The 22,063-nt window shown below is 59.8% G+C and carries 22 protein-coding genes; 2 read left to right on the top strand and 20 right to left on the bottom strand.

Going from position 1 to position 22,063, the window contains the following annotated elements:
* Positions 1–10: 10 nt before the first annotated feature.
* The 9 genes from mltG to RMV17_RS21610 form a co-directional block, all read right to left on the bottom strand.
* Positions 11–1,186 carry an endolytic transglycosylase MltG gene (gene mltG, locus RMV17_RS21570; protein WP_311882431.1) on the bottom strand — a complete coding sequence of 392 codons (1,176 nt, stop codon included), beginning with the start codon at positions 1,184–1,186 and terminating at the stop codon, positions 11–13.
* Positions 1,187–1,189: 3 nt separating this feature from the next.
* Entirely contained in the window at positions 1,190–2,005 is an 816-nt protein-coding gene (gene pabC / locus RMV17_RS21575) for an aminodeoxychorismate lyase (RefSeq protein ID WP_311882433.1), read from the bottom strand.
* Positions 2,005–3,249, bottom strand: a complete 1,245-nt coding sequence (gene fabF, locus RMV17_RS21580; protein WP_034155353.1) for a beta-ketoacyl-ACP synthase II — start codon at positions 3,247–3,249, stop codon at positions 2,005–2,007. Before fabF ends, pabC begins: the two co-directional genes overlap by 1 nt.
* A gap of 108 nt (positions 3,250–3,357) precedes the next feature.
* On the bottom strand, positions 3,358–3,594 hold the full coding sequence (gene acpP, locus RMV17_RS21585) for an acyl carrier protein (RefSeq protein WP_003175607.1): 237 nt from the start codon (positions 3,592–3,594) through the stop codon (positions 3,358–3,360).
* A gap of 196 nt (positions 3,595–3,790) precedes the next feature.
* Entirely contained in the window at positions 3,791–4,534 is a 744-nt protein-coding gene (gene fabG / locus RMV17_RS21590; protein ID WP_034155354.1) for a 3-oxoacyl-ACP reductase FabG, read from the bottom strand.
* Positions 4,535–4,550: 16 nt separating this feature from the next.
* On the bottom strand, positions 4,551–5,489 hold the full coding sequence (gene fabD / locus RMV17_RS21595) for an ACP S-malonyltransferase (RefSeq protein WP_034155355.1): 939 nt from the start codon (positions 5,487–5,489) through the stop codon (positions 4,551–4,553).
* A 123-nt stretch (positions 5,490–5,612) separates the two neighbouring features.
* Positions 5,613–6,623, bottom strand: coding sequence for a phosphate acyltransferase PlsX (gene plsX, locus RMV17_RS21600; RefSeq protein ID WP_108226320.1), 1,011 nt, complete (start codon positions 6,621–6,623; stop codon positions 5,613–5,615).
* A 4-nt stretch (positions 6,624–6,627) separates the two neighbouring features.
* Positions 6,628–6,810: a 50S ribosomal protein L32 gene (gene rpmF / locus RMV17_RS21605; RefSeq protein WP_003179396.1), complete on the bottom strand. Its 183-nt coding sequence runs from the start codon at positions 6,808–6,810 to the stop codon at positions 6,628–6,630.
* Positions 6,811–6,823: 13 nt separating this feature from the next.
* A complete protein-coding gene (locus RMV17_RS21610; RefSeq protein ID WP_008086273.1) occupies positions 6,824–7,351 on the bottom strand; it encodes a YceD family protein in 528 nt (175 codons plus the stop codon).
* A gap of 105 nt (positions 7,352–7,456) precedes the next feature.
* Between RMV17_RS21610 and RMV17_RS21615 the strand changes: the two genes are divergently transcribed.
* Complete coding sequence (locus RMV17_RS21615; RefSeq protein WP_034155356.1) at positions 7,457–8,035, top strand: Maf family protein; 579 nt, start codon at positions 7,457–7,459, stop codon at positions 8,033–8,035.
* 95 nt (positions 8,036–8,130) lie between these two features.
* Here the strand turns inward: RMV17_RS21615 and sppA are convergent, their stop codons facing one another.
* From sppA to rluC, 3 genes are read right to left on the bottom strand one after another with little or no spacing between them, the layout of a single operon-like run.
* Entirely contained in the window at positions 8,131–9,120 is a 990-nt protein-coding gene (gene sppA / locus RMV17_RS21620) for a signal peptide peptidase SppA (protein ID WP_102900052.1), read from the bottom strand.
* A 24-nt stretch (positions 9,121–9,144) separates the two neighbouring features.
* Positions 9,145–9,807, bottom strand: a complete 663-nt coding sequence (locus RMV17_RS21625; RefSeq protein WP_311882443.1) for an HAD-IA family hydrolase — start codon at positions 9,805–9,807, stop codon at positions 9,145–9,147.
* The gene (rluC, locus tag RMV17_RS21630) at positions 9,794–10,753 is read right to left on the bottom strand and encodes a 23S rRNA pseudouridine(955/2504/2580) synthase RluC (protein WP_034155359.1); all 960 of its coding nucleotides are present in this window, start codon (positions 10,751–10,753) and stop codon (positions 9,794–9,796) included. The genes RMV17_RS21625 and rluC overlap by 14 nt, the downstream gene beginning before the upstream one ends.
* 699 nt (positions 10,754–11,452) lie before the next feature.
* Here rluC and rne point away from each other — a divergent pair.
* A complete protein-coding gene (rne, locus tag RMV17_RS21635) occupies positions 11,453–14,689 on the top strand; it encodes a ribonuclease E (RefSeq protein ID WP_311882446.1) in 3,237 nt (1,078 codons plus the stop codon).
* A gap of 267 nt (positions 14,690–14,956) precedes the next feature.
* On the opposite strand, the gene RMV17_RS21640 is transcribed toward rne, so the two are convergent.
* The 8 genes from RMV17_RS21640 to RMV17_RS21675 all read right to left on the bottom strand — a co-directional run bounded on the left by RMV17_RS21640 (position 14,957) and on the right by RMV17_RS21675 (position 22,057).
* Positions 14,957–15,553 carry a nucleotidyltransferase family protein gene (locus RMV17_RS21640; protein ID WP_311882448.1) on the bottom strand — a complete coding sequence of 199 codons (597 nt, stop codon included), beginning with the start codon at positions 15,551–15,553 and terminating at the stop codon, positions 14,957–14,959.
* Positions 15,550–16,530 (bottom strand): XdhC family protein, encoded by a 981-nt coding sequence (locus RMV17_RS21645; RefSeq protein WP_311882450.1) that lies wholly within the window; start codon positions 16,528–16,530, stop codon positions 15,550–15,552. Before RMV17_RS21645 ends, RMV17_RS21640 begins: the two co-directional genes overlap by 4 nt.
* Positions 16,530–18,851, bottom strand: a complete 2,322-nt coding sequence (locus tag RMV17_RS21650; protein WP_311882452.1) for a xanthine dehydrogenase family protein molybdopterin-binding subunit — start codon at positions 18,849–18,851, stop codon at positions 16,530–16,532. Before RMV17_RS21650 ends, RMV17_RS21645 begins: the two co-directional genes overlap by 1 nt.
* Entirely contained in the window at positions 18,848–19,318 is a 471-nt protein-coding gene (locus RMV17_RS21655) for a 2Fe-2S iron-sulfur cluster-binding protein (protein ID WP_311882454.1), read from the bottom strand. The genes RMV17_RS21650 and RMV17_RS21655 overlap by 4 nt, the downstream gene beginning before the upstream one ends.
* 312 nt (positions 19,319–19,630) lie before the next feature.
* A complete protein-coding gene (murB, locus tag RMV17_RS21660; protein ID WP_311882456.1) occupies positions 19,631–20,650 on the bottom strand; it encodes a UDP-N-acetylmuramate dehydrogenase in 1,020 nt (339 codons plus the stop codon).
* The gene (locus RMV17_RS21665; RefSeq protein ID WP_311882458.1) at positions 20,647–21,111 is read right to left on the bottom strand and encodes a low molecular weight protein-tyrosine-phosphatase; all 465 of its coding nucleotides are present in this window, start codon (positions 21,109–21,111) and stop codon (positions 20,647–20,649) included. The genes murB and RMV17_RS21665 overlap by 4 nt, the downstream gene beginning before the upstream one ends.
* Positions 21,111–21,875, bottom strand: a complete 765-nt coding sequence (gene kdsB, locus RMV17_RS21670) for a 3-deoxy-manno-octulosonate cytidylyltransferase (RefSeq protein WP_034155367.1) — start codon at positions 21,873–21,875, stop codon at positions 21,111–21,113. Before kdsB ends, RMV17_RS21665 begins: the two co-directional genes overlap by 1 nt.
* Positions 21,872–22,057 (bottom strand): Trm112 family protein, encoded by a 186-nt coding sequence (locus RMV17_RS21675; RefSeq protein ID WP_003174668.1) that lies wholly within the window; start codon positions 22,055–22,057, stop codon positions 21,872–21,874. The genes kdsB and RMV17_RS21675 overlap by 4 nt, the downstream gene beginning before the upstream one ends.
* Between the last annotated feature and the right edge of the window lie 6 nt (positions 22,058–22,063).

Consider the following 22,063-nt stretch of genomic DNA (forward strand, 5'->3'; position numbering starts at 1 on the left):
TTAATCAAAGTCATTGCGTGTTTTGTGGGGCGGCGGCTTCCGGAGCCGGCGCAGGTTCCTGAGGCGCAACTTGTGGCAACGATTCCGGCGCTGTATCAGGAGAGGCCGCGGGAATCGCCTCTTCGGCAGCGGGAGCGGTTTCAGGCGTTGTCGCCGGCGCAGGGCTGGAGCGGTAATCGGCACGGCGCTTGAGCTGGTACTCACGCACCGCATTATTGTGCGCATCCAGGTCGTCGGAGAACACATGGCTGCCATCGCCACGTGCGACGAAGTACAGGCTGGTGCCATCCACGGGATTCAGTGCCGCGTGAATCGCTTCACGCCCGACCATCGCAATCGGCGTCGGCGGCAGGCCGGGAATTACGTAGGTGTTGTAAGGCGTCGGTTCTTTCAAATGGGCACGGGTCAACTTGCCGGTGTAGCGATCACCGAGGCCATAGATGACGGTAGGATCAGTCTGCAACTGCATGCCCAACGCCATTCGACGCACGAAGACGCCGGCAATCTGCCCACGCTCCTGCGGCACACCGGTTTCCTTCTCGACCAGCGACGCCATGATCAGCGCTTGATAGGGTTCGGTATACGGCACATCGGCAGAACGACTTTCCCACTCTTTCGCCAGCACTTCATCGAGGCGATCAAAGGCCTTTTTCAGCAACTCGGCATCAGACATGCCACGCACGAAGCGGTAGGTATCGGGGAAGAAACGGCCTTCCGGGAACAACCCTTTATGACCTATCTTCGCCATGACGTCGCTGTCGCTCAAACCGTTCAGGGTCTGCTCGACCTTGTCATCCTTGGCCAACGCCGCGCGCACTTGATGGAAATTCCAGCCCTCGACCAGCGTCAGGCTGTACTGCACCACTTCACCACGCTTCCACAAATCGATCAGGCCGTTGACGGTCATGCCCGGCTGCATGCGGTATTCACCGCTGTGGATCGGCGTACCGGCGAGATTGAAGCGCCAATAGACTCGCAGCCAGAACGCGTCCTTGATGACGCCATCGGTTTCGAGGGAAAGGAACGTACGGGTCGGAGTGGAGCCTTTCGGCACATCCAGCAGTTCTTCCTGCGTGATGTTCAGAGGCTGTTCCAGTGCGCTGTGAATCTTCCAGGCGCTGGCGCCCATCAACAGCCCTGCCAGAACCAGTCCGGTTTCCAGCAGCAGCAAAAGTTTACGTCTCACAAATCAGGCATCCAGTAGGGCGCGGGCAATGGTTTGCAGTTTACGGGTGAGCGGGCCAACCGGCCAGCTTAGTGCAGCGTAGGCGCGTACCGGCCAGACGCCATATACGCTGTTGCAGACAAACACTTCATCGGCCCATTGCAGCTGTTCGAGGCTGATGTCGGCGATTTGCGTGGGAATGGCCAAAGACTCGGCCTGAAACAATATTTCGGCGCGCATCACACCGGCGACACCACAACGCTTCAGATCCGGCGTGATCAACACACCGTCGCGCACCAGAAACAGATTACTGAACACAGCCTCGATCACTCGACCGGCCTGATCGAGCATCAAGCCTTCGGCGTGTTCGCTGTCCTGCCATTCGGCACGGGCGAGAACCTGCTCCAGGCGATTGAGGTGTTTGAGTCCGGCGAGAAACGGCTGTTTGGACAGTCGCGTGTTGCATGGAAACAGGCGAACGCCTTGTTCAGCATGCACAGCGGGATAAGCCGCTGGAGGATTGCCTTGCAGAATACGGCGGCCCGGCGCCGTCGGGTCGGGCGCATAACCGCGCAAACCGTCGCCACGGGTGAGGATGAACTTGAGCACGCCCTCGCCCATCGCGGCGGCGTAGCTCAGCAGCTCGTGGCGAATCAGCTCGATATCGGCGGCGATGGCCAGACGCGAGCAGCCATCGGCCAGACGTGTCAGGTGCCGATCCAGCAGGATCGGCTGGCCGCTACGCACAGCGATGGTCTCGAACAGACCGTCGCCGTATGCCAGGCCGCGATCTTTCAGCGACAGAGTGTCAGCCGGTTGACCGTCGACCCAGCTGTCCATCAGCCTGCGAACCGGCGGAACGCCAAGGTGCCGTTGGTGCCGCCAAAACCGAAGGAGTTGGACAGCACGACATCGATGTCCATGTTGCGCGCGGTGTGCGCGACGAAATCAAGGTCGCAGCCTTCGTCCGGCTCATCGAGGTTGATGGTCGGCGGGGCTACCTGGCTGTTGATCGCCAGCACGCTGAAGATCGCTTCAACCGCGCCCGCCGCACCCAACAGGTGACCGGTCATCGATTTGGTCGAGCTCACTGCCAGTTTGTAGGCGTGATCACCGAACACGGTCTTGATCGCATTGGCTTCGGCGAGGTCGCCGGCCGAAGTCGAAGTACCGTGAGCGTTGATGTATTGCACTTGATCGGCGTTGATCTTCGCATCGCGCAGCGCGTTGGTGATGCAGCGTGCTGCACCGGCGCCGTCGGCAGGTGGCGAGGTCATGTGGAACGCGTCGCCACTGGTGCCAAAGCCGATGAGTTCGGCATAGATGGTCGCGCCGCGCGCCTTGGCGTGCTCCAGTTCTTCGAGAACCAGTGCACCGGCACCGTCGGACAGGACGAAGCCATCACGGCCCTTGTCCCATGGACGACTGGCGCGGGTCGGTTCGTCATTGCGGGTCGACAGCGCACGGGACGCGCCGAAGCCACCCATGCCCAGGCCGCACGCGGCCATTTCGGCACCGCCGGCAATCATCACGTCGGCTTCGTCGTACATGATGTTGCGCGCCGCCATGCCGATGCAGTGCGTACCGGTGGTACATGCAGTGGCGATGGCGTAGTTAGGTCCCTGTGCCCCCAGGTGGATGGACAGGAAACCGGAAATCATATTGATGATCGAGCCTGGCACGAAGAATGGCGAGATTCGACGCGGGCCCGTCTCATGCAGGGTACGGCTGGTTTCTTCGATGTTGGTCAGACCGCCGATTCCTGAACCCATGGCTACGCCAATGCGTTCACGGTTGGCGTCAGTGACTTCCAGCCCGGCGTTGCGCACGGCTTGAAAGCCTGCGGCGAGGCCGTACTGAATGAACAGGTCGAGCTTGCGCGCTTCCTTGACCGACAGGTATTCCTCGACATTGAAGCCCTTTACCGAGCCGCCAAAGCGGGTGGAGTAGGCAGAAAGGTCGGTGTGTTCGATCAGACCAATGCCACTGCGGCCAGCCAGAATGCCCTGCCAACTGCTCGGCACATCCGTGCCCAGTGGCGACAACATACCCATACCGGTGACTACGACGCGTCTACGCGACACAGCACTCTCCTTTTTCAAATGACGATTTTGCATCAGGCCTAAAGAAAAAACCGCACGCCATGATGGCAGTGCGGTTTTTCCATGACAGCAAACAACGATTACAAACTATTACGCCTGGTGGCTAGTAACGTAGTCGATTGCAGCTTGTACAGTAGTGATCTTCTCAGCTTCTTCGTCAGGGATTTCGGTCTCGAATTCCTCTTCCAGAGCCATCACCAGCTCAACGGTGTCAAGGGAGTCGGCACCCAGGTCTTCTACGAAGGAAGCGGTGTTGACCACTTCTTCTTCTTTAACACCCAGTTGCTCGGCAACGATTTTCTTGACGCGCTCTTCGATGGTGCTCATACCTTGTTTTCACTCCTAATGGACAAATTCAGGCAGCTGGCCAGTGGGTAAGTGTATAGAAAGACTTTTCAGTTTTTCAACTGAAAGCTTCACTCCTCAAACCCTGCAGCCCTCTGCCTATAAATAGATTGCAGCTTTATAACGGATTTTAGACAGCTCGTATGACATTTTTTTGAAGCAATCCGTCACATTTTACTTACATGTACATCCCACCGTTCACCGGGATTGTAGCCCCAGTGACGTATGCCGCACCGTCGGATGCAAGAAAAGCGACCACAGACGCGATCTCTTGAGCTTGTCCCAAACGACCCAGCGGAATCTGCGTCTGCAAGGCTTCACGCTGTGCTTCAGGCAGCTCGCGCGTCATATCGGTGTCGATAAACCCTGGGGTTACCGAGTTGACCGTAATCGAACGCGAACCGACTTCACGCGCCATTGCACGGCTGAAACCTTCCAGACCGGCCTTGGCGGCTGCATAGTTTACTTGGCCTGCGTTGCCCATGGCACCCACCACCGAGCCAATACTGATAATTCGCCCCCAACGCGCCTTGGTCATGCCGCGCAGAACGCCCTTGGACAGGCGATACAGACTGTTCAGATTGGTATCGATCACGTCGTACCACTCGTCGTCTTTCATGCGCATCATTAGGTTATCGCGGGTGATGCCGGCATTATTGACCAGGATCGCCACCGGCGCACCAAACTGCTCCTGAATGCCCGCCAGCACAGCACTGACCGATTCATCGCTGGTAACGTTGAGCTCAAAACCTGCGCCCTGAATACCGTTTTCCTTCAGGGTTGCGGCGATACGCTCAGCGCCCGAAGCGGAAGTCGCGGTGCCAATGACGATGGCGCCCTGACGACCCAGCTCCAGTGCGATAGCCTGGCCGATACCGCGGCTTGCACCGGTGACCAGTGCAACTTTACCTTGCAGACTCATGCAAGTTTCTCCTGATTCAGGCTTGCGCTGCGCGAGCGGCAGCGAAAGCGTCTGGGGTATTGAGGTTGGAAGTCGCCACGCCTTCGGCGCAACGCTTGTTCAGACCGGCCAGGACCTTGCCCGGGCCGCATTCGACCAGATTGGTCGCGCCTTTGGCGGCGAGAGTCTGTACCGACTCGACCCAGCGCACCGGCTTGTACAGTTGTTCGAGCAGATCACGCTTGAGGGTTTCCAGATCGGCCGGCACTTGCGCGCTGACGTTCTGTACCACCGGGATCTGCGGCGCCTGCCAGTCGATGGCGGCAATGGATTCGGCAAAGCGCTCGGCGGCCGGACGCATCAGCTCGCAGTGCGACGGCACGCTCACCGGCAGCGGCATGGCACGCTTGGCGCCACGCGCCTTGCAGCCTTCGATGGCACGCTCGACAGCAGCCTTGGCACCAGCAATCACCACTTGGCCCGGCGAGTTGAAATTGACCGCGCTGACCACTTCACCTTGCGCCGCTTCGGCGCAGGCAGCCAGTACATCGGCATCTTCCAGACCGAGGATGGCAGCCATGCCGCCCTGCCCGGCCGGAACCGCTTCCTGCATCAGTTGACCACGGCGCTCAACGAGCTTTACCGCGTCAGCCAGTGTCAGGCTGCCAGCAGCGACTAGCGCGCTGTATTCACCCAGGCTGTGCCCGGCAACAAAGGCCGGACGCGCACCGCCTTCAGCCAGCCACAGACGCCACAGGGCGATCGAAGCGGTCAAAATGGCCGGTTGGGTTTTATCGGTTTGATTGAGCAACTCTTCGGGGCCCTGCTGGGTCAGCGCCCACAGGTCATAGCCCAGAGCCTCAGAGGCTTCTTTGAATGTTTCGAGGATCAACGGATATTCCGCGCCCAGCTCGGCCAGCATGCCGAGGGACTGCGAACCCTGTCCTGGAAAGACGAATGCGAGGGAAGCAGACATGTAACAAGCCCCTAATGATCTTGTCGTCGGAAAATGACGCCCCGCTGGGGGACGCAAGAAACTGACAGTTGGATGGCCCTTTGAACCGGGCGGTCACATTTAAGCATTGTCCGACGAAAACGCCTAAGACAACAAATCCTCCAGACGACCGTGGAGGCGCTCGGGAAGATTTTCCTGGATCTCGATCAGCGCACGCGAAATAGCACTCTGAAAGCCCTGAACCCCGGCTGAGCCGTGGCTTTTCACCACGATACCCTGCAAGCCGAGAAAGCTTGCACCGTTATGTCGCGCCGGTGCCAGATCGGCCTGCAAGCGCTTCATCAACGGTAACGCCAAAGCCCCAACGGCACGGGAGGCGAGATTTCTTTTGAACAGCGCCTCGATGCGCGCCGCGATCATCGTTGCCAGACCTTCGCTGGACTTGAGCAGGATGTTGCCGACAAAACCATCACACACCACAACATCGGCCTCGCCACGATACAAGCCGTCGCCTTCGATAAAGCCGATGTAGTTGATGCCACGAGCAGCCTGCAACAGTGTTGCGGCCAGTTTGACCTGCTGATTGCCCTTGATGTCTTCAGTGCCGATATTCAGCAGCGCCACGCGCGGGCGATTGATCCCCAGCGTCTGCGCCGCCACCGAACCCATCACCGCAAACTGCAGCAGATGTTCGGCACTGCAGTCGACATTGGCGCCCAGATCGAGCAACTGGCAATAGCCCTTCTGCGTTGGAATCGCCGCCACCATCGCCGGCCGATCAATACCCGGCAGCGTCTTCAGCACAAACCGCGACAACGCCATCAATGCACCGGTATTGCCAGCACTGACACAGGCCTGAGCCTTGCCATCACGCACCAGCTCAAGGGCGACACGCATCGACGAATCCGGCTTGCCACGCAAGGCCTGGGTCGGCTTTTCGTCCATGGTGATGACTTCGCTGGCCGGGACAATCGTCAGGCGCGCGCGATCAGCAGCCGATTGGCCGTGGATCAATTCTTCAAGAAGGGAGGGTTGACCGACGAGGGTCAGGTGCAGCGAGGGCGTAGCAGACAGACAAGCAAGGCTGGCCTGAACAATGCTGCGGGGACCGAAGTCCCCGCCCATTGCGTCAATCGCGATGACTTGAGCGGACAAGTGATTACTCGTCAGCGCCCTTGTCGATCACTTTACGGCCACGGTATACGCCTTCTGGCGATACGTGGTGACGCAGGTGAACTTCACCAGTGGTTTTTTCTACAGACAGGGTGCTAGCCTCGAGAGCGTCGTGCGAACGGCGCATGTCACGGGCAGAGCGGGATTTTTTGTTCTGCTGAACAGCCATAATTGATTAACTCCTAAACGTTTGGGTCACGCTTTAACTGCGCCAATACACTGAACGGGTTGGACCGCGTTGACTCGTCCTCGCTCGGTTCGGGCTCATCGAGACCCGCCGGCTGCTGGCATTCTTCCGGATGATGAGCAGGCACAATGGGCAAGGCGAGCAGAAGCTCCTCCTCGATCAGTGACTGCAGATCCAATGGATCTTCGCCCAGTTCCAGCACGTCATAACCTTTCGGCAACGACTGGGTATTCGCACCCTCTTTCACCACAGCATAACTGCATTCGCTGTGGATCGGCAGGGTGACCAGCTCAAGACAACGCTGGCAAACCATTTTGACCTCGGTGTCGATAAAGCTGTGGATCACCACAGATTTACGTTCATCTCGTTCAAAAACGAATTTCGCCTGCACCGTACCGACATCGTCGGAAAGCGGGTCGCAGAGTCTCTTCAAATCGGCCAGCAGCAGTTCACCTTGAAGGGTGGTGCCACGATCAGCCAATTTGCGCGGGTCAACGTGAGGTGGAATCGGGTCATTCAACATAGGCGCAGCATTATAGGGATGCACCCACCCATGTCAAAGGAAATTGTGCCCTGTCCGTCACTTGCGTGCCTCCGCTAGAATTCGCACCTGCCCCAGGAGACGCAAATGCCGCCTTTATTACTTGCTTCAAGCTCGACCTATCGTCGGGAATTGCTCGCCCGCCTGCACCTGCCGTTCGTCTGCAGCTCGCCGGATATCGATGAAAGTCACCGCCCAGGTGAGTCAGCCATCGAACTGGTCAAGCGCCTCGCCGAACAAAAGGCCCGGGCATTGGCTGATAGCCATCCCGCCCATCTGATTATCGGCTCGGATCAGGTCGCCGTGCTCGGCGAGCAGATCATCGGCAAGCCGCACACCTTCGAGAAGGCCCGTGAACAGTTAATGGCCGCCAGCGGCGCCAGCGTGACCTTCCTGACCGGCCTGGCCCTGCTTAACAGCCAGACCGGCCGATGCCAGGTCGACTGCGTGCCGTTTACCGTACACATGCGCCAGCTCGATCAGGCGCGCGTCGAGCGCTATCTGCGTATCGAGCAGCCGTATGACTGCGCTGGCAGCTTCAAGGCGGAAGGGTTGGGGGTGAGCCTGTTTCAGTCCACTGAAGGGCCTGACGCCACCAGCCTGATCGGTTTGCCGCTGATTCGGCTGATCGACATGTTGCTGGTTGAGGGCGTGCAGATTCCTTAAAAGCAAAAGATCGCAGCCTTCGGCAGCTCCTACATGGGAATGTAAAACCCTGTAGGAGCTGCCGAAGGCTGCGATCTTTTGATCGTTACAACGAATCAGCGCAACGAAGGCCCGTGGAAACCCATCCACATCGCCAACTGCTCAGCCACACTGGCACCGAGCTTCTTCGAGAAGCGATCGAACGGTGACTCCTGCACAGTGAAGTCGACCAGCTCTTTCTCGCCAATCACATCACGTGCCACCGAACTGGCATTGCCCAGGCCATCAATCAAACCCAGCGGCAGCGCCTGCTCACCCGACCAGACCAACCCGGAGAACAACTCTGGATGATCCTTGTCTTTCAAGCGATCGCCACGCCCCTGCTTGACGCTGTTGATGAACTGCTTGTGCGTCGTATCGAGCACGCTCTGCCAGAATGCCGTCTCTTCAGGCTTCTGCGGCTGGAACGGATCGAGGAACGATTTGTGTTCACCCGAGGTGTACGTACGACGCTCGACACCCAGTTTTTCCATGGTGCCGACAAAACCGTAACCGGCCGCCGTCACGCCAATCGAACCGACCAGACTGGCCTTGTCGGCGTAGATCTGATCCGCCGCACTGGCGATGTAATAAGCGCCGGACGCACCGAGATCGGAAATCACCGCATACACTTTGATCTCCGGATGCAGACCGCGCAGACGCTTGATCTCGTCATACACATAACCTGACTGCACCGGACTGCCGCCAGGACTGTTGATCCGCAGGATCACACCCTTGACCTTCTTGTCCTCGAACGCCGCCCGCAGGCTGCCGACGATGTTATCGGCACTGGCCGGTTCCTTGTCGGCGATCATGCCGGTGACGTCGATCAACGCGGTGTAGTTCGAGCCGCGTGTGGCGCTCTTTTCCATGTCCATCAACGGCGTGAACAGGATCAGTGCCACAAACAGATAAACAAAGGTCAGCAGCTTGAAAAAAATCCCCCAACGCCGCGAACGACGCTGTTCCTGCACGCCGGCGAGCAGCGTCTTCTCCAACAGCTTCCAGCTTTTCTGGTCACCGTCGTCGGCACTTGCCTTGGCCGGTGCTTTCCATTCGTCGGTCATGCCATCCACCCCAGCAAAAACGTATTAAGCCTGCTGCCCCAGCCAGGCATGCAATTCACAAAAACGGTCAATCGACAGGCGCGGCTCGAACTGCTGCAGCGATTCGATCGATTGCGCGCCATAGCTGACCGCTACAGAATCCATCCCGGCATTACGCGCCATCAGCAGATCGAAGGACGAGTCGCCGACCATCAATGCCTGCTCCGGGCGCACACCACAATGCGCAAGGATCTGTTCCAGCATCAGAGGGTGCGGCTTGCTCGCAGTTTCATCGGCAGCGCGGGTGATATCGAAATAATCTTCCCAGCCATTGGCCTTGAGCACTCGGTCCAGTCCGCGACGATTTTTGCCGGTCGCGACGGCGAGGTGATAACCCTGCCCGCGAAAGGACGCCATCGACTCGACGACACCGTCGAACAGTGGCGAAGGCACCGCTTCTGCGGCAATGTAGTGGTCAGCGTAATACTCGCGAAACAAGGTCATTTCGGCATCGCTGATTTCCGGGTACAGCGTGCGAATCGCCTCGGGCAAGCCCAGACCGATGATGCCTTTGACGGCAAAATCATCACGCAACTCGAAACCGGAGCGCCCGGACGCCGAGTGCATGGCCTCGACGATCCGGTGAATGGAATCGGCCAGCGTGCCGTCCCAATCGAAAATCAGCAGCTTGTAATCAGATGGGCGCACTCAATCGCTCCACGGTCTTGGCCCACATTTCATCGACCGGCGCCTGCAAGGTCAGCTTGCCGCCATCGGGCAGCGGCACGGTCAGCATGTAGGCGTGCAGGAACAGCCGCTTGCCGCCCAGATCGCGGATCTCCTTGGTGAAATCCTCATCGCCGTACTTGCTGTCGCCAGCAATGCAATGGCCAGCATGCAGGGTGTGCACGCGAATCTGGTGGGTACGACCGGTAACCGGTTTAGCCTCGACCATGGTGGCAAAGTCACCGAAGCGGCGCAGCACCTTGAACATGGTCAGCGCTTCTTTGCCCTCGTCATTGACTTCGACCATGCGCTCGCCGGAACGCAGATTGCTCTTGAGCAATGGCGCGCTGACTTTCTTGATCGAGGTCGCCCAGTTACCACGCACCAGCGCCATATAGCGCTTGTCGACGCCGTCACCACGCAATTGCTCATGCAAGTGGCGCAACATGCTGCGCTTTTTGGCGATCATCAGCAGGCCGGAGGTGTCGCGGTCGAGACGGTGAACCAGTTCCAGCTCTTTGGCATCGGGACGCAACTGACGAAAGGCTTCGATTACGCCGAAGTTCAAGCCGCTGCCGCCGTGAACCGCAATGCCGGCAGGCTTGTTGATCACGATCAGAGCTTTGTCTTCGAAGACAATCGAGGCTTCCAGGCGCTGCAACAGGCCTTGGGCCAGTGGCACCGGCTCATCGCGCTCAGGCACGCGAACCGGCGGCACGCGCACGATATCGCCGGCCTGCAGCTTGTATTCGGGCTTGATCCGACCTTTGTTAACACGCACTTCGCCTTTACGCAAAATGCGGTAAATCAAGGTCTTGGGCACGCCTTTGAGCCGGGCGAGGAGAAAGTTGTCGATTCGTTGGCCGGCATACTCCGGCGAGACTTCAAGCAATTGAACGCCTGGAGTCGAAGGTGCAGTAGTTGTCATGCCGGCGATGATAACAATTTTTATGGAATTGAAGCACTTAATCATTGCTGCTATAGTCGCGAACGCCGCCAAAAGCGGCCTGGACAGAGGAACCACGGTCAAAAACCGGCCCTGACCAACGCAATTCACCAGGACGCGAGGCCGTCCTACGGGGCTTTTGCTACGTAACGGTGGAGTTTGCAGTTGTAACAAGCGCAGGTGACATGAGGCCTGAATTACACCGTCGAGCAGAGTTTTTACTCGCCTGACAGGCACACATTCAAGGCCAGTTCACAAAGTGCAGTCAGCTGCAGATGACCCCGAGCGAATGCTTCGGAAACAACGCCTGAATTAGCCATGATGCGTGACCTCCCCTTTCGGAGCTCACGGTAAATGCCAACCCGCTGCGGATTCTGCGCGCGGCAGCACCCGAATTATCAGGGATACGTGTAGGGTGGAGATGCACAACCGCTGGACTGTGTAGCAATAGGCTTTATCAAGACGCTTCATCTCGTCCACAGCCGCTGGTTGATTCCTCCTCCTGACTGAGTGCTTAAGTAGCCACAGCAAGCAGGACGCGTACGTCGCTATATCGGCCCAATTGGCCGCATATCGCTGGACACGGGAATGGCCAACCACTCCCGACGCACCTGACACCGACCGTGAGAAGTCGTGTGTGCCGAACGCCGTTTCCGGCAGCCCGGAAACCGACGGTACTACATGAAAAGAATGCTGATTAACGCAACTCAACCCGAAGAGTTGCGTGTTGCACTGGTAGATGGCCAACGCCTCTACGACCTGGACATCGAATCCGGTGCACGCGAGCAGAAGAAGGCCAACATCTATAAAGGCCGTATCACTCGCATCGAACCAAGCCTTGAGGCTGCCTTTGTCGATTTCGGCTCTGAGCGCCACGGCTTCCTGCCCCTCAAAGAAATCTCCCGCGAATACTTCAAGAAAGCCCCTGAAGGCCGCGTCAACATCAAGGACGTCCTGAGCGAAGGCCAGGAAGTCATCGTTCAGGTCGAAAAAGAAGAACGTGGCAACAAGGGCGCAGCCCTGACCACCTTCATCAGCCTGGCCGGTCGTTACCTCGTGCTGATGCCGAACAACCCGCGTGCCGGCGGTATTTCCCGTCGCATCGAAGGCGAAGAGCGCAACGAGCTGCGTGAAGCGCTGAACGGCCTGGTTGCACCGGCCGACATGGGTCTGATCGTGCGCACTGCCGGCCTTGGCCGCAGCAGCGAAGAAATGCAGTGGGACCTCGACTACCTGCTGCAACTGTGGACTGCTATTAAAGAAGCCTCGCTGGATCGCTCCGCGCCATTCCTGATCTACCAGGAAAGCAACGTGATCATCCGCGCCATCCGCGATTACCTGCGCCAGGACATCGGCGAAGTGCTGATCGACAGCGTTGAAGCCCAGGACGAAGCCCTGACCTTCATCCGTCAGGTGATGCCGCAGTACGCCAGCAAGATCAAGCTTTACGAAGACAGCGTTCCGCTGTTCAACCGTTTCCAGATCGAAAGCCAGATCGAGACCGCTTTCCAGCGCGTCGTTGAACTGCCTTCCGGCGGCTCCATCGTTATCGATCCGACCGAAGCCCTGGTGTCCATCGACATCAACTCGGCGCGCGCCACCAAAGGCAGCGACATCGAAGAAACCGCCCTGCAGACCAATCTTGAAGCCGCCGAAGAAATCGCCCGTCAGTTGCGCCTGCGCGACATCGGCGGCCTGATCGTCATCGACTTCATCGACATGACCCCAGCCAAGAACCAGCGCGCCGTGGAAGAGAAAGTCCGCGAATGCCTGGAAGCCGACCGCGCTCGCGTGCAGATCGGCCGCATCTCGCGCTTCGGTCTGCTGGAAATGTCCCGTCAGCGCCTGCGTCCATCGCTGGGCGAAAGCAGCGGCATCGTCTGCCCGCGTTGCAACGGCACCGGCATCATCCGTGACGTTGAATCGCTGTCGCTGGCGATCCTGCGCCTGATCGAAGAAGAAGCCCTGAAAGACCGCACTGCCGAAGTGCGCGCTCAGGTGCCGATTCCGGTCGCTGCGTTCCTGCTCAACGAAAAACGCAACTCGATCACCAAGATCGAACTGCGCACCCGTGCTCGCATCGTCATTCTGCCGAACGATCACCTTGAAACGCCGCACTTCGAAGTTCAGCGTCTGCGTGACGACAGCCCGGAAGCCGCGACCAACCAGTCCAGCTACGAAATCGCTGCTGCCGCTGCCGAAGTCGAAGAAGTCCAGCCAGCCGCTGCGACCCGCACCCTGGTTCGCCAGGAAGCAGCCGTTAAAACTGCACCGGCCCGTGCCAACGCTCCGGTTCCGACCGAAGCCGCCGCACCTGTCGCCGCTGCACCAGCTCCGGTTGCCGCGCCAGAGCCAAGCCTGTTCAAAGGCCTGGTGAAATCGCTGGTCAGCCTGTTCGCCACCAAAGAAGAGCCAGCCGCTCCGGCTGTGGTTGAAAAACCTGCCAGCGAACGTCCGGCCCGTAACGAAGAACGTCGCAACGGTCGCCAGCAGAGCCGCAACCGTAACGGTCGTCGCGATGAAGAGCGCAAGCCGCGCGAAGAACGTGCTCCACGTGAAGAACGTGCCCCACGCGAGCCGCGTGAAGAGCGCGCGCCACGCGAAGCCCGTGAAGTCCGCGAACCGCGTGAAGCCCGCACCGAAACGCCGGTAGCCCGCGAAGAGCGCGCACCTCGTGCTCCGCGTGAAGAGCGTGCACCACGTGCTCCGCGCGAAGATCGCAAGCCACGTGGCGAACGTGAAGAGCGCGTGCGTGAACTGCGTGAGCCGCTGGACGCCGTTCCGGCAGTTGCTGCAGCCGCAGCCGTAACCGCTGAAGAGCGTCCAGCCCGTCAGCCACGTGAAGAGCGCGCACCGCGTCCACCGCGTGAAGAGCGTCAACCGCGTGCCGAACAGGCTGCTGCTGCCGTCGCTGAAGAAGAAGTGAACAGCAACGAAGAGCAACTGCCGGAAGACGGTTCGGAGAATGCCGAAGGCGATCGTCCACGTCGTCGTTCGCGCGGTCAGCGTCGTCGCAGCAACCGTCGTGAGCGTCAGCGTGATGCCAACGGCAACGTGATCGAAGGTTCGGAAGAGTCCGAGTCCGGCGAAAACGCTGAAGAGCCAAGCACTGCCGATCTGGCTGCTGGTCTGGCTGTCACCGCCGCCGTTGCCAGCACCGTGATCAGCGCTCCGGCCGAAGCCCAAGCTCACGAGCAAGCCGAACGCGCCACCGCTGCTGTTCAGGAAACCGCTGCAGTGGAAGCGCCGGCTGTTGAAGCGACCACTCCGGTAGAAGTGGTTGCTGCTCCGGAAGTCGAAGTGGCTCCGGTTCAGGAAACCCTGCCGCAGGTCGAGCCAGCGCCATTTGTGGCTGCCGAGCCGGCGGTTGAAACCGTCGCTGAAACCGTGACCGAAACCGTGCGTGAAGTTCGTGAAGAGCAGACCGCTTTCAACTGGATCGCCGAGCCGGCTGTTGTTGAAACACCAGCGCCAGTGGTTGAAGCACCGGTTGTTGAAAAGCCAGTGTTCGAAGCGCCTGTGGTTGAAGCTCCCGTGGTTGAAGAGACCAAAGTAGCCGAGCCAGTGGTCGTTGCTCAACCAGCCCCGGCTGTCGAAGCACCTGTCGTTGCCGAAGCGCCAGCCCCGGTGGTTGAAGCGCCAGCTCCAGTCAGCGCCCTGACGCCAAGCGGCCGCGCGCCAAACGACCCACGTGAAGTGCGTCGTCGCAAGCGTGAAGAAGAGCGTCTGCAGAAGGAAGCCGAACTGGCTGCCGCTGCTGCTCCGGTAGCTGAAGTGGTTGAGGCAACTCCTGCCCCGGTCGCTGAAGAAGCGGTTGTCGAAGCGGTGATTGCTGAAGCACCACGCTCCGTTCAGGACGCGGTCGAGCAGCACCAAGAGGCTGAGGAAAAAGAACACGAGCCTAAACCACTCGTGTAATTCCCAAAGCCGTTAAAAAGCCCCGCCCGGTGAAAACCTGGCGGGGCTTTTTTATGCCTCGATTTTTTGTGGTGGACTCTAGATCCCCCCCTCACCCCAGCCCTCTCCCCACGGGGCGAGGGGGAAAGGGAGCCGATCTCCGTGTGCGTCAAAGCCGGAGTTCGACTCGAAGTTTCAGGTTGGTGTACCTCGAAAGAACACCTCGGTCAGTCCCCTCTCCCGCTGGGAGAGGGCTAGGGTGAGGGCTCTAAGGAATTCACACAAACCTCAAGACGAAGTAAAAACCAAAGCCTCAGGCACATCGATATCCCACAGAACGCCTGGATCATCGACGGCGATCTCCACCACCCTGCCCTGCTTGAACAAAGGCCTGGCCCCACGATCACCACTCAACGCCTGCAACCCCAAACCAAACGACCGCCCAAACCCCACCGGATGACCAAACTCGCCACCCTGCACCGGCACGCTCACCGCATCGTCAGCAATCGCCGCAACCACCCGCTCAATACTCGACGGCAAGATAAACGGCATATCCCCCAGCACAATCAACCAGCCATCGGCATCCGGACAAGCCGCAACGCCGGCGGCAATGCTGTCACCCATTCCGGTCGAATCGATCGACACAACCTCACAGCCATAAGCCTGCGCCATGCGCATTGCCTGCGGCCGCGCCTCAGTCGTCACCATGACGCGCTTATCAAGACCGGCCGGCAGATTCACCAACACCTGCTCGATCACCGAACGCACCGCGCCATCACGCCCGGTGCAGTCCGCCAGCAACTTGTCCTTGTCCGCACCCGCCACTTGGCGAAAGCGATTGCCCTCGCCCGCTGCCAGCACAATCACTGCAATGGATCGACTCATGCGTCCTCCAGTGTTTTCTTCTGCTTCAACTCGACACCGTTCTTGATCGCGACGATCTCTGCCAGCAAGGACAAGGCAATTTCCGCCGGTGAATGACTGCCGATGTGCAGACCGATCGGCCCGTGCAGTCGATCGATCGCCTGTACCGACAAGCCTAGCTGAGCCAGATTCTCCCGACGTTTCTGACTGTTGACCCGAGAGCCGAGCGCACCAACATAGAAGGCTGGCGAATCCAGCGCCGTCAGCAACGCCATATCATCCAGACGCGGGTCGTGAGTCAGCGCGACAATCGCCGTGCGCTCATCGGTCTGGATACTCAGCACCGCGTCATCCGGCATACCCGGGACGAAACGCCCGTGGTGCTCTTCCCAACCGTAGACAAACTCGGTACGCGGATCGCAGATCAGCACTTCGAAATCCAGCAGCCGTGCCATGTCCGCGACGTAGCGCGACAACTGGCCGGCACCGATCAACAGCAGCCGCCAACGCGGACCGTAGATCGCACGCAGGGTTTTACCGTCGAATTCCAGCGCATCGCTTTTGCTCGCCGGTGACAGAAGCACTTCGCCGGTTTCGATGTTCAATTCGCGAGCAACGATCTCGTGAGCCTCACAACGAGCCAGTAATTCGGCAACCCACGCAGGGTCGCCGACGCGCTCTTCAGTCAGGCGCAACGTACCGCCACAAGGCAAGCCAAACCGCGCCGCCTCCTCTCGCGTGACGCCATAAGTGATCAACTGCACCGGCGGCCCATCGGTGGCGATGCGTCCGTCGTGCAGGCGGGCGATCAAGTCATCCTCGACGCACCCGCCCGACACCGAACCGATCACCACGCCATCCTCACGCAACGCCAACATGGCGCCTGGAGCGCGGGGCGCGGTGCCCCAGGTCTGCACCACGCTGAACAGCACCACCCGCTGTCCGCCGCGGCGCCATTCAAGGACGCTGCGCAAGACGTTGAGGTCAACGCTGTCCATTACGCCTCTGCCTTCTGCCAGCCCTGCAACTGATAACGCACCGGCAGATTGCGAATGCGCTTGCCGGTGGCGGCGAAGATCGCGTTACACAAGGCCGGAGCAATCGGTGGCACGCCCGGTTCGCCGACACCGCCCAACGGCACATCGCCCGGCGGTGTAACCAAATGCACCGCGACTTCCTTCGGTGCCAGCGACATGCGCGCTACTTCATACATATGGAAGTTGTCCTGCTGAACCATGCCGTCCTTGAAGCTGATTTCCCCCAGCACGGCATTACCGAGGCCCATCACACAAGCGCCTTCGAACTGCGAGCGAATGCGCTCAGGGTTGATCTGCGGCCCGCAATCCACGGCGATATCGGCCTTATGCACGATCAGCGTGCCGTCGTCTTTGACCTCGACTTCGATCACCGCCGCCACATAAGTGACGAAGCTGTAATGCACCGCCAACCCCAGACCACGGCCCTTGGGCAATTTTCGCCCCCAACCGGCGGCCTTCGCGGCAGTTTCCAGCACGGTGCGCATGCGCCCGGTATCGATCGGGTAACGCTCGGGCGATTCGCCGTAGTTCCACTCTTCGCTCAGCGTGCGCGGGTCGATCTGCCGGTCAGGGCCGAGCAGTTTGACTTGGTACTTGAGCGGATCCTCGCCAGCCTTGTGCGCCAGTTCATCGACAAAGCTCTGAATCGCGAAACCATGGGGAATGTTCGACACCGAGCGATACCAGCCGACCCGCGTGTGCACGGTCGCTTCGGGGTTTTCCAGGCGCACGTTGGGAATCGCATAGGCCATGTTGGTGAAACCCATGCCCAGCTCGAATGCCGCTTCATGGTTCATGCCCGGCGCGAACAACGCAGTGATGCTCGGCGCCACGGTGCGATGCAACCAGCCGGAGGGCATGCCGTCCTTGCCCACGCCCGCCTTGAGGTATTCGGCGGACACAGTATGGAAATACGAGTTGTGGATGTCATCTTCACGCGTCCACTGCACCCGCACGGCTTTGCCGGGGAATTCTTTGGCGAGGATCGCCGCTTCGACGACGAAATCCGGCTTGGATTTGCGCCCAAAACCACCGCCGAGCAGCGTGACATTAAAGGTGACGTTGTCGAACGGCAAACCAAGGCGCTCGCCGATTCGTTCGCGGGTGACTTGTGGTGCCTGACTCGGTGCCCAGGCTTCGCAAACGCCGTCCTTGTAACGGGCGATGGCGACCATTGGCTCCATGGGGGCCTGGGCGAGATGCGGTAAATAGTAGGAAGCTTCGAGCGTACTCGCGGCGCCGTTCAGGGCCTTGTCGATATCGCCGGTGTTGCGCACCACTTTGCCGGGCTTGAGCGAGGCGGCTTCCAGCTCCTTGCGATAGGCGATCGAGTCGTAACTGGCGTTAGGGCCGTCATCCCATTCGATTTTCAACGCCTCGCGACCCTTGATCGCTGCCCAGGTATTGCTGGCGACGACTGCCACGCCACCCAACGGCTGAAACTCCGAAGGCAGCGGACGACTTTCGATCTGCAGCACTTTGAGCACGCCGGGGACTTTCAGCGCGGCGCTGTCATCCACCGATTTGACCTTGCCGCCGTACACCGCCGGACGGGCAATGGTGGCGTACAGCATGCCGTCGAAATGCACGTCCGCGCCGTATACCGCGCGACCGTTGACGATGTCGTCGCCATCGATGGCTTTGGTACCTTCCTTGCCGATGTAGCGGAATTCCGACGGCTGCTTGAGGCGCAGGCTGTCCCGTGCCGGCACCGCCAACGCACTCGCGGCAGCGGCCAGTTCGCCATAACCCAGCTCACGGCCGGACGATTTATGGATGACTTTGTGCAACTGCGCCTGGCATTCGCCGACCGGCACTTTCCACTGCGCAGCGGCGGCTTGTTCAAGCATGGTCCGCGCCGCCGCACCGCAACGCCGCATCGGCTCATACCAATGGCGCATGCTGCGCGAACCGTCGGTGTCCTGGTTACCGAAACGCACTTCATCGCCCGGCGCCTGTTGCACTTTGACGTGGGCCCAATCGGCCTCCAGCTCATCGGCGACGACCATGGTCAGACTGGTGCGCACGCCCTGGCCCATCTCGGAGCGGTTGCACACCACGGTCACCGTGCCATCAGCGGCGATGCTGACGTAGACCTTCGGATCATCGATCCAGCCGTTAGGCATGCCATCGGCGCCGAATTGCTTAGGTTTGTCTTCAGCCAACGCATCCTGCCAACCCCAACTGGCGGCCAGTACCAGCGCACCGGTGGCGCCGACGCCTTTGAGGAAACCGCGACGGCTGAGATTGCTCAGGGCGAAATCATTCGGAAGGCGACTCATGCCTTGGCCTCCTTCAAGTGAGTGGAAGCCTGACGAATAGCGATTTTGATTCGGTTGTAGGTGCCGCAGCGACAAATGTTGCCGACCATGGCTTCTTCGATTTGCTCGTCGCTCGGATTCGGGTTGGTCTTGAGCAACGCGGTGGCCGACATGATCTGCCCGCCCTGACAGAACCCGCATTGCGCTACAGCACTGTCCAGCCAGGCTTGCTGGACCACCTGACCCACCGGGTCGGCGTGCAGGTTGTCGATGGTGGTGACGTTCTGGCCAACCACCGAACCGATCGGCGTGATGCAACTGCGCGCCGGCAAACCGTCAATGTGAATGGTGCAGGCGCCGCACAGGCCCATGCCGCAACCGAATTTAGTGCCGTTGTAACCGGCGACATCACGAATCGCCCACAACAGCGGCATGTCTTCAGTGACATCGAGGGGATGGTCTTGACCGTTGAGTTTCAGGGTAATCATGGGCACGCCCGCATATTTTTAGTGGTTATGGGGTCGAGCAATCTGCCGCCGTTGAATCGGCGGTGGTTCACGCAGATCGACTCAGGCTAATCAGGCTCTCTTGTGCCGACGCGAAGGTCTGCACCGGGCCTTTGGTGGAGCAAATGACGGTTATCGTTAGCTCGCTAAGTTAACCCAACATTAACGAAAAAGCCCTGCTGAGACAGGGCTTTTCAATTACGAGCTTTTAGCTACAAGCTGCAAGTAAAAGCAGTAGCTGGCTCACGCTCAAGATTGTAGCTTGCCGCTAGAAGTTTGAAGCTCGCCGCTGCTTCAATACCGATTGGGCTCCATTTCCAGCTCGACATTGAAACGTTCGGCAATGTCTTTCTGGATGCGTTGCGCCAGATCGAGCAGTTGCAGCCCGGTTGCCGCGCCGTAGTTGACCAGCACCAGCGCCTGCAATTTATGTACGCCGGCATCGGCCTCGCGGAAGCCTTTCCAGCCGGCACGCTCGATCAGCCAACCCGCCGCCAGTTTCATCTGCCCGTCCGGTTGCGCATAGGCCACCACATCCGGGTGCTGTTCTTTGATCTGCGCGACGATGGCCGCCGACACCAGCGGATTTTTGAAGAAGCTGCCGGCATTGCCAAGCACCGCAGGGTCCGGCAGTTTTTCACTGCGGATGCTGCAAATCGCGCGACTGACATCGGTCGGCGTCGGCTGCTCGATGCCCTGCTCGGTCAGGCGCTGACGCACCGGGCCGTATTCCAGATGCAGATGCGCGACGCGGTCGAGGGTAAAACGCACGCGCAGAATCAACCAACGCCCAGGCTGCTGCTTGAACAGGCTGTCGCGGTAGGCGAAGTTGCATTCATCGAGTGTGAAGTCGCGCAGCTCACCAGTCTGGCAATCCAGCGCGGTGAGCCCGGCAAATACATCCTTGATCTCGACACCGTAGGCACCGATGTTCTGCATTGGCGCAGCGCCTACGGTGCCGGGAATCAGGCTGAGGTTTTCCAGTCCGGAAAAACCCAGCGCCAGCGTGTGCTGAACAAACGGATGCCAAGGCTCGCCGGCTTCAGCTTCGATCACCACACGGTCGCCGTCATCGCTGATCACGCGGATGCCACGGGTGGCCATGCGCAGCACCAACGCCGCAATGTCGGCAGTCAACAGCAAATTGCTGCCACCACCGATCACCAGCAACGGCACGTCGTGCGCGGAGGCATACGCCAGCGCTTCACGGACATCGGCATCGCTGTGGGCTTCGGCGAACAGTTGCGCGCGCACATCTACGCCAAAACTGTTGAACGGTTTCAGGGAAACCTGCGGTTGCACCTGCAAACTCATAACCGGCCCTTCACTTCGATCAACAATTTTTCACAAGCGGCTTCGATCAGATCCAGCACCTGCTCGAAACCCTGATCGCCGTCGTAATACGGATCCGGCACTTCATCAACCACCCCGGCATAACGACGCAGAAACAGATCCAGCTCGGCTTTGCCGGTGGACGGCTGCAATGCCTTGAGATTGCGCAGGTTGCTGTTGTCCATGGCCAGAATCAGGTCATAACTGGCGAAGTCGGCGCGGCTGACCTGCTGCGCGCGTTGCGCCGACAGGTCATAACCGCGCACCTTGGCGGCGGCCTGACTGCGCTTGTCCGGCGGATTGCCGACGTGCCAGTCACCGGTGCCGGCGGAAGCCACTTCGACCTGATCCGCCAGCCCCGCTTCACGCAGTTTGTGGCGCAATACGCCTTCGGCCGTGGGCGAACGGCAAATGTTGCCCAAGCACACAAACAAAACGCGCATCAGGCCCCCAGCAGGCGACGAACGCGCTCAAGGTCTTCGGCAGTGTCGACGCCCGTTGGCGGTGCGATCAGCGCATCGGCGACATGAATCCGCACGCCGTGCCACAGGGCACGCAGTTGCTCGAGGGATTCAGTGTTTTCCAGCCAGCACGGGCCCCAGCTCACGAAGTCATGGAGGAAACCGGCGCGGTAGGCATAAATGCCGATGTGACGACGGTACGGCACGCCTTCGGGCAATTGCTCGCGGCTTTTGGCAAAGGCATCACGCGCCCAAGGCAAAGTGGCACGGCTGAAGGTCAGCGCCAGACCGTTGAGGTCGCTGACGACCTTGACCACGTTCGGATTGAACAGGGTATCTACGTCTTCGATCGGCTCCGCCAGAGTGGCCATGCGCGCTTCGGTGTGGGCAGCCAGATTGGCGGCGACCTGATCGATCACGCTCGGCGGAATCAGCGGCTCGTCGCCCTGCACGTTGACCACGATCGCGTCGGGCTCAAGGCCCAGTTTTGCTGCGACTTCAGCCAGACGGTCAGTACCGGAATTGTGGTCTTCACGGGTCAGCACGACTTCGGCGCCAAAGGCCTGGCAGGCCTCGACGATGCGCGCATCGTCCGTCGCGACGACCACACGGCTGGCGCTGCTTTTGCTCGCCTGTTCCCAGACGTGCTGGATCATCGGCTTGCCGGCGATATCCAGCAGCGGTTTGCCCGGCAAACGGGTCGAGGCGAAACGCGACGGGATGACAACGGTGAAGGCGGTGGTCATTTATCCAGACGCTCGTCAGTGGTCAAGGTACGGGCTTCGCTTTCGAGCATCACCGGGATGCCGTCGCGGATCGGGTACGCCAGACCGGCGCCCTTGCTGATCAACTCGGTCTTGTCGGCGCTGAGCTTGAGCGGGCCTTTGCAGATCGGGCACGCGAGGATGTCGAGCAATTTGGTGTCCATGAACAT

This window comes from Pseudomonas sp. VD-NE ins, from assembly GCF_031882575.1.
In the GTDB taxonomy this organism is placed as follows: Bacteria; Pseudomonadota; Gammaproteobacteria; order Pseudomonadales; family Pseudomonadaceae; genus Aquipseudomonas; species Aquipseudomonas fluorescens_BZ.